Raw genomic sequence first — 16,747 nt, 5'->3', positions numbered from 1 at the left:
ACGCACTTCCGTCTAGGATATCCCATGCGGGATCGCAATGATTCACCTCGAAAAAAGCCTTCGAGACGCAGAATTCAACGCTACCCACACCGCCCGGCACGGTCATGGCAGCGGCACAAGGCCGAACCTCAAGCCCTGACCGGCACCAGCGGTGACCGGCGCTGCTGCCACGCCGTGGGCAATCTCGCCTCCAGCCAGTGGCGTATCGGTGCCACCACGAAGCGCTGCATCAGAAGCGCCAGGACGACGATCAGCGCCAGATGAAACGCCATCGTCCACAGCGGAATCGCGAACTTGAGCGCCACATTGCTGCTATCGGCGATCCAGCTTTCGTGCCATCGCTGCAGCAGCCAGCGCGTTCCTCTCGCCATCGGGCCGATCAGCGGCGTATGCAATGCGAAGATGCACAGTGCCGACTCTCCCAACCGCTGCGCCCAGACCCGTACCATCGCGCTGCTCGGCGCAGCGAACGCACAAACGCTGAGCAGCACCAAAGCCTGAAATGGCAGCAACAGGCCATTGTGAGTCAAGTAATACAGGTGCAGGCCATCCAGCTTGAGCAACCACGCCCCGATCGGCACTCCGCACAAACCGAGCGTGAGCAGCGGATAGCGAAAGCGTCGGAAGGTCTCGCTCACCCGTTCCGATTGCCAGGCCCGGTAGAGCAGGATGCCGGCCAGGAACTCGGGGAGCCGAAACAGCGGATTGCGGTGGAGAACGCCCACCGTCACGTAGTCGAATGAGCCTGCCAGCGTCGCCACGAGCGGCCCCAAAGCGTAGAGCCCCCAGACGCCCAGCAGCACCAGCCCCCAGCGCTGAACCCGCATCAGCCTCGGCGCCAGCCACGGGAAGCAGGCATAGAAGAAGAGTAACGCCGAGATTGACCAGGACGCGCCGTTCAGCCACAGGAAGCGCGGCTCCCAGGCCTGCAGCAGCGTCAGCTGCAGCGCGATATGGCCCAACGCACTCGGCCAGGAAAGACGATCCGAAAACGCGGCTCGCGCTTCATCGCTCAGCGGGTAATAGGGGTGCGAGTTGAAGTAGACGTAAACCCCTTCCGGACGAATGGGGTACTGCAGCAACAGCAGCCCGATCGACAGCAGCATCGTCAGCACATGAATCGGGTAGAGATTGCACAGCCGCTTGGCAACGAAGGCCGGGCCGTGCATCTTCATCTCTCCCGCATGGTCCAGCGCCACGTGGGCGAGCAGGAAGCCGGACAGCATGAAGAACGTGCTGGTGGCGAAGAAACCCATGCCGACGAAACTTCTCACCATGTCGGGCATTTCGCTGTAGATACCGCCGAAGTGATAGGCGACCATCCACAGCGCCATCAGGAAGCGAAGCCACTCCAGCCCGTAATATCGTTGCCGCTTGATCGTGGACACGAAGCCACCTCCTTCACAACGCCGGATTGCGTCTGACGTCCCGAGCCGCCCAATAAGACCCAAGAGGCAACCTGGAACGATTGATATCGCGGCGAGCGCCGATGGAGCAGCCAGCCAGTCGAGTCGATAGCGAGGAATCAGCGGAAAAGCGGTACCGGGGATCGGTCGAACCACGGTCATCGGGGAATGCCCCGCTATCGTCGCCAAAGCGTAACCAAACGGCAACGGAAATCATCTGACTGTGTCGTCAATCACGGGGTTTTACACAAATCATTGAGCCTTGTCGCCAGACGACGACAGGTTTCCCGCGACTCGACCTGACAACTTTCGACACAGATGCGCTAAGCTCTGTCTGAAAACGCGAACCGACCCGACCGTCGGCCAGACATCATCTCTTTCTCTTCGCTCGGCGTCGGCGCTTCTCACCTATCCCGGATCAGGAGCCAGCATGAGTCACAATCCCCCCGTCGCTTTCATTACCGGTGCCACCTCAGGGTTCGGGCGTGCCTGCGCCCATCGCTTTGCCGAGGCGGGCTGGGCCCTGGTGCTGACCGGCCGCCGGCAGGAACGCCTGGAAGCGGTCAAGCAGCAGCTGGAAGACAAGGTCCCGGTTCATGTCGCCACGCTGGACGTTCGCGAGCGCGACGGCGTCGCCCAAGTGGTCGAGGAACTGCCGCCGGCGTTCAAGGCCGTCAAGGTGCTGGTGAACAACGCCGGGCTGGCCCTGGGTGCCGGCCCGGCCCAGGAAGCGAATCTGGAGGACTGGCAGACCGTCATCGACACCAACATCACCGGCCTGGTCAACGTGACGCGCACGCTGCTGCCGACGCTGATCGAGGTCGGCCGCGGCGCGGCCATCATCAACATCAGTTCCACCGCCGCGCTATGGCCCTATCCGGGCAGCCACGTCTACGGCGCGTCCAAGGCATTCGTCAACCAGTTCTCCTACAACCTGCGCTGCGACCTCAAAGGCACCGGCGTTCGCGTCACCGACATCGCGCCCGGGATGTCGGAAACCGAGTTCACGCTGGTACGGATGAAAGGCGACCAGAGCGCCCACGACAAGCTCTATGGCGGCGTGGAGCCGATCCAGCCGGAAGACGTCGCCGAACAGGTCTTTCTGGCCGCGACGCTGCCGCCGCACCTCAACATCAACCGGCTCGAGCTCATGCCCGTGTGCCAGTCGTGGGCCGGGCTCTCGGTAGATCGGGACTGACCGACGGCCGACGACAAGCCGGCAAGCCCCGACGTCGCTGGCAATATCCCGCCGGTCGGGGCACTCTCGAAGACGGGTCACGCCTGCTACCGGGCGCCATCTCCACAACCACAGTCATTTCCAGAACCACAGCCATCTCTACAATCACGGCTATCTTCATAATCACAACAATGAGATCGACATGTCTGACGTTTCTCCCGCCGCCGCGACGACCGAGCGCGAGCGGCCACCTCTGTGGTTGACCGCCGCCCCCGGCCTGTTCCTGCTGCTGTGGTCCCTGGGATTCCCGGTCGCGAAGATCGGCACCCAGCACGTGGACCCGTTGCTGTTTCTGGGTTTGCGATTCGTGCTCGTGCTGGCGATCATGCTGCCGATCTGGCTGTGGCTGCGCCCGCCGATGCCGACCCGGCCGAGCGCCTGGGGCCATCAGGCCGTGGTCGGGTTCCTGATCCAGACCGTCTACTTCGGATGTTGCTACAGTGCCTTCGCTCTCGGCAGCTCCGCCGGCGTCGTGGCGCTGGTCGTCTCGCTACAGCCGATCCTGGTCGCCCTCGCCGCGCCGGCAATGGTGGGAGAAACCATCGGCACGCGGCGCTGGCTCGGCTTCGGGCTGGGTTTCGTCGGCGCCGTGGTGGTGATTCTCGGTCGTTCGACGGTGGAAGGCGTCACGCTCAGCGGCCTGCTGCTGACCATCGCCGCCCTGCTCGGGATGAGCGGCGCGACACTCTACGAGAAGCGCTACGGCCAGCCGCTGCACCCGGTCAGCGCCAACCTGATCCAATACGCCACCGGGCTGGTCACGACACTGCCGCTGATCGTGCTGTTCGGCCACTTCACGCTCGACTGGGATGGCGCGCTCGTCGGGTCGCTGGCCTACCTGGTCATCGGCAATTCCCTGATCGCCATCTCGCTGCTGCTGGCGATGATCCGGCGGGGCGAAGCTTCGCGGGTATCGGCACTCTTCTATCTGGTGCCGCCCTGCGCCGCGCTGTTCTCCTGGTGGCTGATCGACGAGCCCATGCCACCGATCTCGTGGCTGGGCATGGCCATCGCCGCCGCCGGCGTCGCCCTGGTCAGCCGCAAGCCCCGCAACCGGCAAGCGTGATTCCGGCGACGGCGACCATTCGGCGCCTGACGATCAGCTCCCGGTTATCCACTCCTGGCATTCAACTCTTGGCGATCAGCAGCGCCCCGGCGCCGATCATCAGCGACCCGGCACCCCGATTGAGGCGCCGCTGGGCGCGGGAGGAACGAAAGATCCGCCGTGCCCGTGCCGCGCCGGCCGCGACCAGGCAGAGCCCGCCCATCAGGCCAACGACGGTCAGCGCTACCAATAGCGTCAGCGAAGAACCACCGAGCCGATCCAGATCGACGAAGGTCGGCAGGAACGCGATGTAGAACAGGATCACCTTGGGATTGGATGCGGAGATCAGAAAGCCCTGCATCATGCCGGCAAGCGACCCGCCGCTGGCGCCGGTCGCTGGCATCTCGTCATCCTGCGTCGGGCTCGTCCACAGCTTCCAGCCGAGATAGAACAGATAGAGCGCGCCCAGAACCCGGATCACGCCGAAGACTTCTCCCCAATGCTCGGCGAGGGTCGCCAGGCCGAAGGTGGCGAGCAGCAGGTAGAGCACGTCACTCAGCGTCATGCCCACCGCCAGCGAGAGGCAGCGGCGGAAGCCGGCATTCATACCGGTGGCGATCAGGGCGAACACGCCCGGGCCGGGCGTGATGGCGAACAGGAAGATCGCCAGAAGATAGGTAACGGCACTTTCGAATGTCATGAGGGTTCACGGGTCCGAGGTCGACGAGCGTCGATTGTCCACCTCGAAAAAGCGGCAGCGCAAGTGCGCTGCCGCTCGGGGTCGTTTTCGCGAACCGGAAGGCTCAGCAGTTGCCCTTCTTGGCCTGACCCGGCGGGCAGAAGTCACCGTCGCCGTGACCATGGCCGTGATCGCCATCGCCATCGCCGATGACGACCGGCGGTTCCGGATCGATCCGCGCCGGGTGATAGCTGCAAGCGCTCAGCAACACCATCGCCAGCAGCCCCCAGATCGCCGCGATCCTGTAGCACGACCGCTGTTTCTTCTCGTTCTGGGACACACCTTGCTCCTTGTTTTCATGCAGGTCGATGCCATGCCGACCGTCACGCCGGCCTCGTCGATCAGCGTAACACGAAGCCAGCCTCCGGCCGTTGTCTCCGCCGAGCTCCAACTCAACAACGTTTGGCCGACGCGCAGCAGATTGTAAACAGGCTCTCAGCGGCCGAACACGACCTTGGCCACATCCGGATAGACCTTGGCGAAGTGCACGGTCATCCCTGTCTTGAGATAGTCGGGCAGCTCGTCGTAGTCGCGCTTGTTGGCCTCCGGCAGGATCAGCTCGAAGATATCGCTGCGGCGCGCGGCGATCACCTTTTCGCGGATACCGCCCACCGGCAGTACCTGGCCGGTCAGCGTCAGCTCGCCGGTCATCGCCAGCGGGCGATCGATACTCTGGTTCCGGGCCAGCGACATCAGCGCCGTGGTCATGGTGACGCCCGCCGAGGGGCCGTCCTTCGGCGTCGCCCCTTCCGGCACGTGGAGGTGGACGAACGCCTCGTTGAAGAAGTCCGCATCGGCCCCGTACTCGCCCAGATGACCCAGCGTGTAGCTGTAGGCAATGTTGGCGGACTCCTGCATCACCTCGCCCAGCTTGCCGGTCAACTTGAAGCCGCGGGTCAATGCGTGGACCTTGGTCGCCTCGATGGGCAAGGTGGCGCCGCCCATCGCCGTCCAGGCCAGGCCGGTGACCACGCCCACGCCCTTGAGCACCTTCTCCTTGCGGAACAGTGGCGCGCCGAGGAACTCCTCCAGGTTGTTGACCGAGACCTTGACCGTCTCCTGATCCTGCTCGAGCATCTTGACCGCCGCCTTACGCACGATCCGATGGAGCTGCTTCTCCAGCTGGCGCACGCCGGCTTCCCGGGCATAGCCCTCGATCACCTGCTTGAGCGCGGCATCGGTCAGGTTGATGCGCTTCTTGGGAATACGGTCGCGCTCCAGCAGCTTCGGCCACAGGTGATGCTTGGCGATCGCCATCTTCTCTTCGGCGATATAGCCGGAGAGGCGGATCTGCTCCATGCGGTCGAGCAGCGGCCCGGGAATGGTATCGAGCTGGTTGGCCGTACACACGAACAGCACCTTGGAGAGATCCAGGCGCACATCAAGATAATGATCGAGAAAGTCGACGTTCTGCTCCGGGTCCAGCACCTCGAGCAGCGCCGAGGCGGGATCGCCCTGGAACGACTGCCCCATCTTGTCGATCTCGTCGAGCATGATCACCGGGTTCTCGACCTCGACCTCCTTGAGCGCCTGCACCAGCTTGCCGGGCATGGCGCCGATGTAGGTGCGGCGGTGCCCCTTGATCTCGGCCTCGTCGCGCATGCCGCCCACCGAGAAGCGATAGAACTTACGCCCCAGGGCATCGGCGATCGAACGTCCGACGGAAGTCTTGCCCACGCCGGGCGGGCCGACCAGCAGCACGATGGAGCCGCCGACATCGCCCTTGAACGATCCTTCGGCCAGGAACTCGATGATGCGCTCCTTGACGTCGGTGAGGCCGTCGTGGTCACGGTCCAGCACGCCGCGGGCGCGCTTGAGATCGAGCTGGTCCTCCGAGGTGATGCCCCAGGGCAGCGAAGTGAGCCAGTCGAGATAGTTGCGCGTGGTGCCATACTCCGGCGAGCCGGTTTCCAGCACCGACAGTTTGCCCAGCTCGTCGTCGATACGCTCCTGAACCCGCTCCGGCACCTGCAGGTTCTCGAGCCGATCACGGAAGGTATCGACGTCGCTCTCGCGGTCGTCCTTTGAGATGCCCAGCTCTTTCTGGATCACCTTGAGCTGCTCGCGCAGGAAGAATTCGCGCTGGCGCTCCTGCATCTGCGAATTGACCTGCTCGCTGATCTGGTTCTGCAGCTGCGCGACCTCGATCTCCTTGCGCAGCAGCGGCAGTACCTTCTGCATGCGATCCATGATCGGCAGCGTCTCGAGCACGCTCTGCAGCTCGCGACCCTTGGCCGAGGTAATGGCCGCGGCGAAGTCGGTCAGCGGACCCGGCTCGTGGGGGCTGAAGCGGTTGAGATAGCTCTTCAGTTCCTCGCCATAGAGCGGATTGATCGGCAGCAGCTCCTTGATGCCGTTGATGAGCGACATCGCATAGGCGCGGGCTTCCTCGGCCTCGGCATCGACCGGCTCGCGGGGATAGGAGACCTCGACCAGATACGGCGGCGTCTTCGACAGCCAGCGCTGGATGCGGAAGCGGCGCATGCCCTGGGCGATGAACTGGATCTGCTGCTCTTCGTTCTGGGCGCGGTGAACCTTCACCGCGGTACCGATCTCGGGGAAGCTGCCCGGGTTGAGTTCCTCGACCCCGACATCGCCGACGAACGCCACCCCCACCATGTGATGCGGCGTATTGGCGACCCGCTTCATGGTCTCTTCCCAGCGCTGACGCTGAATGATCAGCGGCTGCACCTGGGCCGGGAAGAACGGACGATTATGGATGGGGAGGAGATAGATTCGCTCCGGCAGATAATCGCCGGAGGGAACGACGGCGCCACTGGCCGATGAGTGTGACTTCTGATCATTGCCAGGTGTCTCCTGGCTGGCTTCGAAATAGTCCGCGGAATCCCGGTTATGATCGCTCATTATTCACCCTGAGTTCGTGGCCAGTGCTGGCCGAATGACCTAGGGATGCGGGCGCCGGGGCGGGAGTTCAAGTCGATGAGGGGAGATTGGTTCAGAAAACCGTGCCAGGCGCGAGAGCCTGGCACGGCCGGACCTTCGGATATCAGCCCGGATCGACCAGCAGCGGCACCAGCGGTATCTGCTGGCCATTGATGTCGAGCACGCCATCCGTCAGTTCGAGCTGCAGAGGGTCGCTGGTCAACGGCAGGCCCAGGAACATCATCAATAGCGCCGGCGCACCCTCCAGGGTCAGCCGCCCTTCCAGCCGCCGAACGACTTCGCGCTGAAGCGTATCGGCCGCCATCGTATCAAGATTCCAGCCTTCGATGCCCGCGCCGTCGACGCCGAGCTCGCCACTGCCGCGCATGTTCATGCCCAGCACCGGGCTATTGGCGGTCAGGCTATCCAGCGAAAGATGCGGCGAACCTGCCACCAGCGCCTGGATCGACGATCGAAGCGGCTGCAGCGCCGTCTGGAGCCTGGCGTCGTCCTCGCTATCGATGGCGGCCTGGATGTCGGCCAGATGCTCGTCCAGCGCTGCCACCAGCGACCGATAGGCGTCCCCATCGACATGATCCAGCGTCAGCGCGAAGCCGCCGTCGAAAATCGACTGGTCCTGCACCTGGGTGTCGCCCACGTTCGCCTGCAGCTGCATCACCAGCCGCTCGGCGTCGAGGTTGGCTTCCACGGCGTAGCGGACATCCTTGGAGACCACGCTCGGGCTGTCAGCGGGCGTGACCGTGGTCGTCGGAACGGTCAGCGACATCGCCTGGTGGAAGGCCTGGTCGTTGCCCTCGAACGTGCCGGACAGCGTGGTCCCTTCGATCAGGATATCGGTCTGGTCATCGGCCATTCGCAGCCGCGGCGCGTCTCCCTGAACGGTGACCTTGCCGTCGACCTGCTCGAGATCGAGCGTCAGCCCGGCGAAATCCAGCTGCATGTCTCGGGCCGCGGTGATCTCTCCAGCCCCGTCCTGCGTCGGCACGCTGACGGTCTGCGAGAAGCCCGGCAGCGTGAAGTGCGCTTCCAGCTTCTGCTCGCGGGTCAGGAAACGTCCGGTCCAGGTCATCGGGCCAGGGCTTGCGAGCACATCGCCGAACAGCGTCTCGCCGTCACTGCCCCGCACCTGCGCTTCACCGTTCAGCGTCGTCTCGAGCAGGCCGTGCCCCGCCTGGTAAGGCACCTCGACGACGACCGGGTCGGCATTCTGGGCCACCGCCATGTAACGCGCTTCGATGCGGCCGCTGGAATGAAACCAGCCGCTGTCGACATCATCGCGCGTGACCCGCCAATCGGGGCCGGCATCCAGTCGCGAGACCAGCTTTGCGATCTCGTCGTCGAAACGCTGGCTCGAATAAGCCTGGGCTCCCAGATAGCCAGCCCCGACCAACACGATCATGACCGCTCCCGCGATCATCCATTTACGCATGCGTTACTCCTGAGAGCGAAATTGGGAGGCTGACGGATCCACGGTTATCGCCGCTCGTGGCTCGTGGCTCGTGGCTCGTGGCTCGTGGCTCGTGGCTCGTGGCTCGTGGCTCGTGGCTCGTGGCTCGTGGCTCGTGGCTCGTGGCTCGTGGCTCGTGGCTCGTAGCTCGTGGCTCAATGCAGCCAGAACCACAGATGCATCGTGCTCCAGGCGTACACCCCGGCGAGGATATCGTCGAACATGATGCCGATGCCCCCGGCGACACGGCGGTCGACCCAGCGAATCGGCCAGGGCTTGAGGATGTCGAAGACGCGGAATACCACGAAGCCCCACAGCGCGGCCTCCCAGGAGAACGGCACTGCCGCCATGGTCAGCCAGTAGCCGACGAATTCGTCCCAGACGATCCCGGAATGGTCGTGGACGCCGAGATCGCGGGAGGTCGTCTCGCAGAGCCAGATGCCGACCAGCGTCGCCACGCCCATCAATCCCATGTAGATCGTGAGCGGCAATCCCGACAGCAGCCAGTAGAACGGGATCGCGGCCAGGGTACCGAAGGTTCCCGGCGCAAACGGCACGGCGCCGCTGCCCAGCCCGAACGCCAGGAAATGCGTCGGCCGACGCCATACACTCGTGGGCGCCCGGTTCATGAGGCGGTCTCCGGAAAGTGGTCCCACCCGCTGCGCTCGAGGTAGCGCGGAGGAATGCCCTGAATGCCTTCGCCCTCGATGATCCGCCCGATCGGCGTCAGCGGCAGATGTAGCGGAGCCAGGCGGCGCTGGGCTTCGGCAAGATCCGACTCCGCCAGCGTCACCAGCAGTTCATAGTCGTCACCGCCGTTGAGTACCCGCCCCCGGATCTCGTCCAGTTCGAGCGTCGCGCGCAACGGTGTCGCCAGCGGCAACGACTCGAGATCGAGACGCGCCCCCACGCCGGAGGCCACCAGTACGTGCTGCAGATCCGCCAGCAGGCCATCGGAAACATCGATCGCGCTACTGGCCAGCCCTCTCAGCGCTTCTCCCGCCGCCAGGCGCGGTTCGGGGCGAAGATAGGCCTCGAGCAGCGGATGCCCCGCCTCGCGTTCGCCCTGCTGCCAGCGCGTCAGCCCCGTGATCGCCCGCCCCGGATAGCCGGTTACCGCGACCAGATCCCCCGCCCGCGCCCCGCTGCGTCGTAACGCCTGGCCGGCCGGCAGCTCGCCATGCACCGTCACCCCGATCGTCAGCGCGCCGCGGGTCACGTCGCCGCCGACCAGCTCGCAGCCGCTGCGGGCGGCCAGTTCACGGAAGCCCTCGGCGAACGCCTCGAGCCACTCGGGGTCGGCCGCCGGCAGCGTCAGCGCCATGCAGCACCAGCGCGCTCTGGCGCCCATCGCCGCGAGATCGCTCAAGGCGACGGCCAGCGCACGATGGCCAATGGCCGCCGGCGGCGCGTCATGGGGGAAATGGACATCGACCACCGACGTATCGACACTGATCGCGAGCTGATGCCCCGGGGTGGGCGTAAGCACCGCACAGTCGTCACCATTGCCGACGACGACATCGCTCCGCTCGGCCGCCGCCGGGCGCGACAGATAGCGAGCGATCAGCTCGAATTCGCTCAACGAAGCGCGAGTCATGTCAACGACGGCGAGCAGCGACCTCGGCGCCCCGCAGCCGCGAGGCGAGCTTGTCGAGGATGCCGTTGACGTATTTATGACCATCGGTCGCGCCGAATATCTTGGCCAGCTCGACCCCCTCGTTGATGACGGCACGATAGGGCACTTCGGGCCGGCGCGACAATTCGTAGGTCCCGAGACGCAGGATCGCCAGCTCGATGCGATCCAGGTCTTCCAGGCGCCGGTCGAGCAGCGGCGCAATGGTGGCGTCCAGCTCGGCGCGATGGTTGGCCGTGTTGTGCAGCAGATCATGGAACAGCGCCTTGTCGGCGATCTCCATCACCTTGTGCCAGTTTTCGTGATCCTCGAGATCGTCATCGGCGATCTGCGAGCGGAACTCGGCCTCGACGGCAGTGACCGACTTGCCGGTCATCTGCCACTGGTAGAGCCCCTGGACCGCCAGTTCGCGGGCGGCGCGACGCGACTCCTGAGCCGGCGTCGGCTGTCGTGACGGTGAACTCATGCCTCGCCTCCCAGTCGCTTGAATAGAGATACCATTTCCATGGCCGCCATGGCCGCCTCGGTGCCCTTGTTGCCCGCCTTGGTGCCGGCGCGCTCGATGGCCTGATCGATCGAATTGACCGTCAGCACCCCGTTGGCGATGGGGGTCGAGAACTCCAGCTGCAGGCTGCTCAGCGAAGAATTGCAGTTGCCCGCCACGTATTCGAAGTGCGGCGTACCACCACGAATGACCGCGCCCAGCGCGACGACCGCATCGGGTCGAGATACCTGCAGCACGCGCTTGACCGCCAACGGCAGCTCCCAGGCGCCAGGGACATGAATCAGTTCGATGTTCTCTTCACTGACGCCGTGGCGCATCAGGCTATCGATGGCGCCTTCCACGAGGCTATCGACGACATGATGATTGAAACGGCCCACGACGATGGCATAACGGCCATCGACATCGGTGAACTGACCTTCCAGTTGAGCGATCGGTTGCATTATCGGGTTCCGGATACACTGCGCCAGAGTCGTCACGAATACGAATCTGGACGCGAAAAAAACAGTCTGATTGGCCGGCGCCAGAACCTAGGGCCTAGCGCGCGAAGCCGGCCATCTTATCATGGCCGCACGGCCTTACCATGCTCGCGACGGTTCCGGCTCGCGGCAGTTAGGGCTCGAATCCCGTTCAGGCGTCGCCGCTGACCAGCTCGACCACTTCCAGATCGAAACCGGAGAGGGCCGAGAAACGCCACGGCGAACTCAACAGACGCATCTTGCCGACGCCGAGCTGGCGCAGGATCTGCGCCCCGGTGCCGATCGACAGAAAATTCCCCGATCCGTCGGCGGCACTGGAACGCGGCGCCGGGCGATGCCCCAGCAGGACATCGAGCTGCTGCCTGAAATCCCCCTGGGGGCGCGCCTCGTCGAGTAGTACGAAGACGCCCGCCTCCGCCCGACCGATCTCGGCCAGCGCGGTGTGAGCCGTCCAGTGGCTGTCCGCACGACACAGCGCGAGCAGGTCACGCAGCGTGTCGCCGCCATGCACGCGCACCGTCGTCGGCGTGGCGTGTTCGGGCTCGCCCTTCACCAGCGCCAGATGGTGCCGATCCTGAATGGTGTCGTGGAAGACATGCAGGGTCATGTCGCCGAACGCGGTCTGCACCGGCGTCTGCTCGACCGCCTCGACGGTACGCTCGTTGAGCATGCGATAGTGGATCAAATCGGCGATGGTACCGATCTTGATGTCATGCTCGGCGGCGAAGCGTTCGAGCTCCGGCCGGCGCGCCATGCTGCCGTCCTCGTTCATGATCTCGCAGATCACGCCGGTGGCCTCGAAGCCGGCCATGGCGGCCAGGTCGCAGGCCGCCTCGGTGTGACCGGCGCGACGCAGGACGCCGCCCGGCTCCGCCATCAGCGGGAAGATATGCCCGGGCTGGACGATATCTTCCGGCCGCGCGCCCCGCGCCGCCGCGGCACGCACGGTGAGCGCGCGATCCGCCGCGGAGATTCCCGTGGTGACGCCGGTGGCCGCCTCGATCGAGACGGTGAACTTGGTGCCGTAGCCGGAGCCGTTGTCGCTGACCATCAGCGGCAGCTTCAGCTGCTGGCAGCGCGCCTTCGACATCGGCTGGCAGATCAGGCCGCGAGCGTGACGCGCCATGAAATTGATATGGTCGGCCTCGACGCACTCGGCCGCCATGATGATGTCGCCTTCGTTCTCGCGGTCCTCGTCATCCATGAGGATGACCATCCTGCCTTGCCGAATCTCTTCGACCAGGACCTCGATACTGGCCAGCTGGTTCGATTGCGTTGTCGTCATTGCTGATTCATCCACGGAAACCGCCATCTGCTGAAACCACCGTCCAACGAGGCCAGAGAGGCTCGATGCGGCACAGCCTACCTGTCGCGAGACACGGACGCTACTGTCGGATGACGGCGACACGTCCCTGCCCTTTCACTGTGCGCGGCCTGCCCGCTCACCTCACCCCGCCTTGATCGGACGCCCTGACAGGTCGTGCCGAAATATGCCAATCCTCGCCCACCGCGCGGATGTCGTCGATCTCCAGCCGCCGCTGCTGGCTCATCGACATCAGCCCCGGCAGGGCGAAGAGCGGCCGCGCCTCGCTGCCCAGCAGCGTCGGCGCCATGAACAGTTCGAGCCGGTCGACGCAGTCCGCCTCCAGCAAGGCTCCGGCCAGGGTGGCGCCGGTTTCGACGAGCACCTCGTTGCATGCTTCCCGCGTGGCCAGATAGCGCAGCACGCCCGCGAACTCGACGCGCCCCTCGCCATTGGCCGGCATCAAGACCACCTCGGCGCCGGCCGCTTCGAGCTTGCGCCGTCGCTCGGTCATCTCCGGCTGGATTGTGAAGACCAGTGTCCGCCCCGGCTCGCTCAGGCAGGCCGCCGCCAGCGGCAGCCGCAGCTGGCTATCGAGGATCACCCGCAACGGCTGGCGCCGCGCAATCGCCTCGGCATCATCCAGCCCCAGTTGCCCGGCACGCACCGTCAGCCGGGAATCATCGAAGATGATCGACTCCACCCCGGACAGCACCGCGCTGGACGCGGCACGCAGACGCTGCACCTGCTGCCGCGCGGCCGGCCCGGTGATCCACTGGGATTCGCCGTTGGCCATTGCCGTGCGGCCGTCGAGGCTCATCGCCATCTTCAGCGTGACCCGCGGCAGCCCGTCACGCATGCGGCGAATGAAGCCGGGGTTGAGTCGTCGCGCGTCCTCCTCGAGCAGCCCGACCTCGACCTCGATGCCCGCTTCGCGCAGCATCGCGAAGCCTCGCCCGGAGACCTGCGGGTTGGGATCTTCCATCGCCGCGACCACCTTCGCCACGCCGGCATCGATCAGCGCCTGGCTGCAAGGGCCGGTGCGTCCGGTATGCGAGCAGGGCTCGAGGGTGACGTACGCCGTCGCGCCACGGGCCACCTCGCCGGCCATGCGCAGCGCGTTGACCTCGGCATGCGCCTCGCCGGCGCGCGCATGGAACCCTTCACCGACGATGCGGCCCTCCTTGACCAGCACGCAGCCGACTCGCGGATTGGGATCACAGGTATATTGTCCGTGCCAGGCAAGCTGAATCGCCCGCGCCATCCAGGCCGCCGGCGTCGTAGGCTCGGCGCGGGAGGCGTCCGGGGACAGGGACAGAGGCTCGGAACGGGACAGAGGTTCGGAATGGGACAGAGATTCGGAATGGGGAAAGGGCATGGCGGCTCGCTCGAAAAGACGGGGAGTCTGACAACGACAACAAGGGCGCCGGCTCAGCGAGGGTCGCCGTTGTCCTCCGAAGACACTGTCGGCTCCTGGGAAAGCCGATCGATCTCGGCACGAAACTCGTCGAGATCCTGAAAACGGCGATAGACCGAGGCAAAACGAATGTAGGCCACATGATCGAGACGCTGTAGGGCTTCCATCACCTCTTCCCCCACGGCACGCGCTTCGACTTCTCGATCGCCGCGTGCCCGCAGCCGCTGGCGAATTCGCTCGACAGCCGCCTCGAAGGACTCCACGCTGACCGGACGCTTCTCCAGTGCCAGCGCCATGCCGGCACGCATCTTCTGCTCGTCGAAGCTTTCCCGGGAGCCGTCGGACTTGACCACCCGCGGCATCACCAGTTCGGCGGTCTCGTAGGTCGTGAAGCGCTCCCCGCAACCGGCACACTGACGGCGACGACGCACTTGATCGCCCTCGGCCACCAGGCGGGAGTCGGTCACCTTGGTATCGTGCGCACCACAAAAAGGGCAATGCATCGTCGGGTCTACCTGTCAGCGTGGGCGATTTGGGAATCGCCGCTATTGTTAAGTGAACGAGAAAAAGCGATTAAATGAAGCAGAGAGTGTAACGGTTTGGGCAACATAGCGGAAACGCGCCGAAAAACGGCAGCGGTTTTCATGTTGGCCCGTCTTCTGCAAGGATATCGTGACAGTCCGCCACAACAACACCTTGATACGCACGTTGCGTACGCCAACCGCTGAAATCAGGAACCCCGCCCCATGCCCAGCCGTGCCGCGAACTACCCCGCGCTTTCCGAAGAAGCTTTCATCGAACGTGCCAGCGCGCGCCTGGAAGAGGTATACGGCCCCCGTCGCGACGAAATCATGCGCCGCCTGATGACGTTGCTGATGCACCAGCGCAGTGCACTGGATACGCTGCCAAGGCCGACATGGAGCGAGCGCGACCAGATTCTGATCACTTACGGCGATACCATCATCGACGGCGAGCGGCCGCCGCTGGAAGTGCTGGACGACTTTCTCGCCACGCGCCTCAACGGCACGTTCAGCGGCCTGCACATCCTGCCGTTCTTTCCCTGGAGCAGCGACGACGGCTTCTCGGTGATCCACTATCGCGAAGTGAACCCCAGCCTCGGCGACTGGCAGGATATCCGTCGGCTGGCGTCTCGGGTCGACCTGATGGTCGATCTGGTCATCAACCACGTCTCCCGCGACTCGCTGTGGTTCACCGACTATCTCTCCGGCACGCAGCCGGGGCGCGACTACTTCATCGAGATGGACCCGGAAACGGATCTCTCCATGGTCACGCGGCCGCGCAACTCGCCGCTGCTGGTGCCGGTCTCGACGCGACGCGGCACCCGCTACCTATGGGCGACCTTCTCCGAGGACCAGATCGACCTCAACTTCGCCAACCCGGACGTGCTGCTCGAGTTCGTCGGCATCCTGCTCTATTACGTCCAGCAGGGCGCGCGCATCATCCGTCTCGACGCGGTCACGTACCTGTGGAAGCAGGTCGGCACCAACTGCGTCCACCTGCCCCAGACCCACGCCATCGTGCGGCTGCTGCGGGCGATTCTGGATTTCATGGCGCCGGGCACGCTGCTGATCACCGAGACCAACGTGCCGCACCACGAAAACATGAGCTACTTTGGTCTTGAAAGGCTGGGTCCCGAACGGCCGGGTCTCGAACGACAGGGCCTCGAACGACAGGGTCTCGAACGACAGGGCCTCGAACGACAGGGCCTCGACCGCCTCGAAGACAAGCGCCCGATGCCCGACGAAGCGCACATGATCTACCAGTTCACGCTGCCGCCCCTGCTCGTGCATACCCTGACCAGCGGCGACGCCACGACCCTGAGCGACTGGGCGCGGAGCCTGCCGACGCTGCCGCCGGGCTGCACCTACTTCAACTTCACCGCCAGCCACGACGGCATCGGGGTCAGAGCGCTCGAGGGGCTGCTGCCGCAGCACGAGCTGGATATCATGCTCGAGCTGATGCACCGCTTCGGCGGTTACGTCAGCATGAAGACCAACCCGGACGGCAGCGACTCGCCCTACGAGATCAACATCACCTACTACGACGCCATGAAGGGCACCCGCCGAGGCGCCGATGCCTGGCAGGTCGAGCGCTTCCTGTGCAGCCAGAACCTGATGCTGGCGCTGCAGGGCATTCCCGGCGTCTACTTCCACAGCCTGACCGCGACGCTCAACGACCACGGCGGCGTCGAGCGCAGCGGCAAGCTGCGTTCGATCAATCGCCGCCGCTGGCCCAAGGAAGAGCTGGACGAACTCATCGACAGCCGCAGCACGCCGACCCGCGAGGCATTCACCTCGCTCAAGCGCCGGCTCAACATTCGTGCCAACGAACCCTGCTTTCACCCCGAAGCCGCCCAGCGCGTGCTCGATACCCCGCCCGGCATCTTCGCCATCGAGCGCGGCCCGCTGCCCAACGGTCGGCGTCTGCTGGCGATCTACAACATCAGCGATACCCGCCAGCCGCTGGAGATCGGCGAACTCGACGAAGGGGACTGGTACGACGTGCTCAAGGACGGCAAGCGCTGGAGCCCGCATCCGGAAGAACGCGACATCCTGCGCCCCTACCGTAGCCTGTGGCTGGTGCAGCCCTGACGCGCATCGGGGCGCGGTCGTGA

Annotated in this window: 15 protein-coding genes; 3 read left to right on the top strand and 12 right to left on the bottom strand. The window is 64.9% G+C overall.

Annotated elements, in window-relative coordinates; genetic code table 11:
- Positions 1-128: 128 nt before the first annotated feature.
- Complete coding sequence (locus tag ACWHY3_RS04830; protein WP_448127707.1) at positions 129-1,388, bottom strand: acyltransferase family protein; 1,260 nt, start codon at positions 1,386-1,388, stop codon at positions 129-131.
- 448 nt (positions 1,389-1,836) lie between these two features.
- On the opposite strand from ACWHY3_RS04830, the gene ACWHY3_RS04825 reads away from it, so the two are divergent.
- The gene (locus ACWHY3_RS04825; RefSeq protein WP_448127706.1) at positions 1,837-2,604 is read left to right on the top strand and encodes an SDR family NAD(P)-dependent oxidoreductase; all 768 of its coding nucleotides are present in this window, start codon (positions 1,837-1,839) and stop codon (positions 2,602-2,604) included.
- A gap of 181 nt (positions 2,605-2,785) precedes the next feature.
- Complete coding sequence (locus tag ACWHY3_RS04820) at positions 2,786-3,709, top strand: DMT family transporter (RefSeq protein WP_448127705.1); 924 nt, start codon at positions 2,786-2,788, stop codon at positions 3,707-3,709.
- A 61-nt stretch (positions 3,710-3,770) separates the two neighbouring features.
- Here the strand turns inward: ACWHY3_RS04820 and ACWHY3_RS04815 are convergent, their stop codons facing one another.
- From ACWHY3_RS04815 to nrdR, 11 genes are all read right to left on the bottom strand, one after another.
- Positions 3,771-4,388: a LysE family translocator gene (locus tag ACWHY3_RS04815; RefSeq protein ID WP_087719207.1), complete on the bottom strand. Its 618-nt coding sequence runs from the start codon at positions 4,386-4,388 to the stop codon at positions 3,771-3,773.
- A gap of 103 nt (positions 4,389-4,491) precedes the next feature.
- Complete coding sequence (locus ACWHY3_RS04810) at positions 4,492-4,707, bottom strand: hypothetical protein (protein ID WP_087719206.1); 216 nt, start codon at positions 4,705-4,707, stop codon at positions 4,492-4,494.
- 155 nt (positions 4,708-4,862) lie between these two features.
- Positions 4,863-7,292: an endopeptidase La gene (gene lon, locus ACWHY3_RS04805; RefSeq protein WP_448127704.1), complete on the bottom strand. Its 2,430-nt coding sequence runs from the start codon at positions 7,290-7,292 to the stop codon at positions 4,863-4,865.
- A gap of 142 nt (positions 7,293-7,434) precedes the next feature.
- Entirely contained in the window at positions 7,435-8,760 is a 1,326-nt protein-coding gene (locus ACWHY3_RS04800) for a DUF945 family protein (protein WP_448127703.1), read from the bottom strand.
- 173 nt (positions 8,761-8,933) lie between these two features.
- The gene (locus ACWHY3_RS04795) at positions 8,934-9,407 is read right to left on the bottom strand and encodes a phosphatidylglycerophosphatase A family protein (RefSeq protein ID WP_322529127.1); all 474 of its coding nucleotides are present in this window, start codon (positions 9,405-9,407) and stop codon (positions 8,934-8,936) included.
- Positions 9,404-10,375, bottom strand: coding sequence for a thiamine-phosphate kinase (thiL, locus tag ACWHY3_RS04790; protein WP_448127702.1), 972 nt, complete (start codon positions 10,373-10,375; stop codon positions 9,404-9,406). The genes ACWHY3_RS04795 and thiL overlap by 4 nt, the downstream gene beginning before the upstream one ends.
- Position 10,376: 1 nt before the next feature.
- The gene (gene nusB / locus ACWHY3_RS04785; protein ID WP_071232542.1) at positions 10,377-10,877 is read right to left on the bottom strand and encodes a transcription antitermination factor NusB; all 501 of its coding nucleotides are present in this window, start codon (positions 10,875-10,877) and stop codon (positions 10,377-10,379) included.
- A complete protein-coding gene (gene ribH, locus ACWHY3_RS04780) occupies positions 10,874-11,356 on the bottom strand; it encodes a 6,7-dimethyl-8-ribityllumazine synthase (protein WP_071232541.1) in 483 nt (160 codons plus the stop codon). The genes nusB and ribH overlap by 4 nt, the downstream gene beginning before the upstream one ends.
- A gap of 187 nt (positions 11,357-11,543) precedes the next feature.
- The gene (gene ribBA, locus ACWHY3_RS04775; RefSeq protein WP_087719201.1) at positions 11,544-12,677 is read right to left on the bottom strand and encodes a bifunctional 3,4-dihydroxy-2-butanone-4-phosphate synthase/GTP cyclohydrolase II; all 1,134 of its coding nucleotides are present in this window, start codon (positions 12,675-12,677) and stop codon (positions 11,544-11,546) included.
- 157 nt (positions 12,678-12,834) lie between these two features.
- Positions 12,835-13,959 carry a bifunctional diaminohydroxyphosphoribosylaminopyrimidine deaminase/5-amino-6-(5-phosphoribosylamino)uracil reductase RibD gene (gene ribD, locus ACWHY3_RS04770; RefSeq protein WP_448128139.1) on the bottom strand — a complete coding sequence of 375 codons (1,125 nt, stop codon included), beginning with the start codon at positions 13,957-13,959 and terminating at the stop codon, positions 12,835-12,837.
- Positions 13,960-14,126: 167 nt separating this feature from the next.
- A complete protein-coding gene (gene nrdR, locus ACWHY3_RS04765; protein WP_087719199.1) occupies positions 14,127-14,615 on the bottom strand; it encodes a transcriptional regulator NrdR in 489 nt (162 codons plus the stop codon).
- A 243-nt stretch (positions 14,616-14,858) separates the two neighbouring features.
- On the opposite strand from nrdR, the gene ACWHY3_RS04760 reads away from it, so the two are divergent.
- On the top strand, positions 14,859-16,724 hold the full coding sequence (locus ACWHY3_RS04760) for a sugar phosphorylase (protein ID WP_448127701.1): 1,866 nt from the start codon (positions 14,859-14,861) through the stop codon (positions 16,722-16,724).
- Positions 16,725-16,747 lie beyond the last annotated feature (23 nt).

This window comes from Salinicola sp. NYA28a (assembly GCF_976982775.1).
This window is presented reverse-complemented; position numbering and strand designations above follow the sequence as displayed.

Excerpts from the sequence above, each read along its gene's own strand:
- ACWHY3_RS04825 (WP_448127706.1), top strand. The coding sequence starts at position 1,837 with ATGAGTCACAATCCCCCCGTCGCTTTCATTACCGGTGCCACCTCAGGG.
- ACWHY3_RS04820 (WP_448127705.1), top strand. The coding sequence starts at position 2,786 with ATGTCTGACGTTTCTCCCGCCGCCGCGACGACCGAGCGCGAGCGGCCA.
- ACWHY3_RS04815 (WP_087719207.1), bottom strand. The coding sequence starts at position 4,388 with ATGACATTCGAAAGTGCCGTTACCTATCTTCTGGCGATCTTCCTGTTC.
- lon (WP_448127704.1), bottom strand. The coding sequence starts at position 7,292 with ATGAGCGATCATAACCGGGATTCCGCGGACTATTTCGAAGCCAGCCAG.
- ACWHY3_RS04800 (WP_448127703.1), bottom strand. The coding sequence starts at position 8,760 with ATGCGTAAATGGATGATCGCGGGAGCGGTCATGATCGTGTTGGTCGGG.
- ACWHY3_RS04795 (WP_322529127.1), bottom strand. The coding sequence starts at position 9,407 with ATGAACCGGGCGCCCACGAGTGTATGGCGTCGGCCGACGCATTTCCTG.
- thiL (WP_448127702.1), bottom strand. The coding sequence starts at position 10,375 with ATGACTCGCGCTTCGTTGAGCGAATTCGAGCTGATCGCTCGCTATCTG.
- nusB (WP_071232542.1), bottom strand. The coding sequence starts at position 10,877 with ATGAGTTCACCGTCACGACAGCCGACGCCGGCTCAGGAGTCGCGTCGC.
- ribH (WP_071232541.1), bottom strand. The coding sequence starts at position 11,356 with ATGCAACCGATCGCTCAACTGGAAGGTCAGTTCACCGATGTCGATGGC.
- ribBA (WP_087719201.1), bottom strand. The coding sequence starts at position 12,677 with ATGACGACAACGCAATCGAACCAGCTGGCCAGTATCGAGGTCCTGGTC.
- ribD (WP_448128139.1), bottom strand. The coding sequence starts at position 13,959 with ATGGCGCGGGCGATTCAGCTTGCCTGGCACGGACAATATACCTGTGAT.
- nrdR (WP_087719199.1), bottom strand. The coding sequence starts at position 14,615 with ATGCATTGCCCTTTTTGTGGTGCGCACGATACCAAGGTGACCGACTCC.
- ACWHY3_RS04760 (WP_448127701.1), top strand. The coding sequence starts at position 14,859 with ATGCCCAGCCGTGCCGCGAACTACCCCGCGCTTTCCGAAGAAGCTTTC.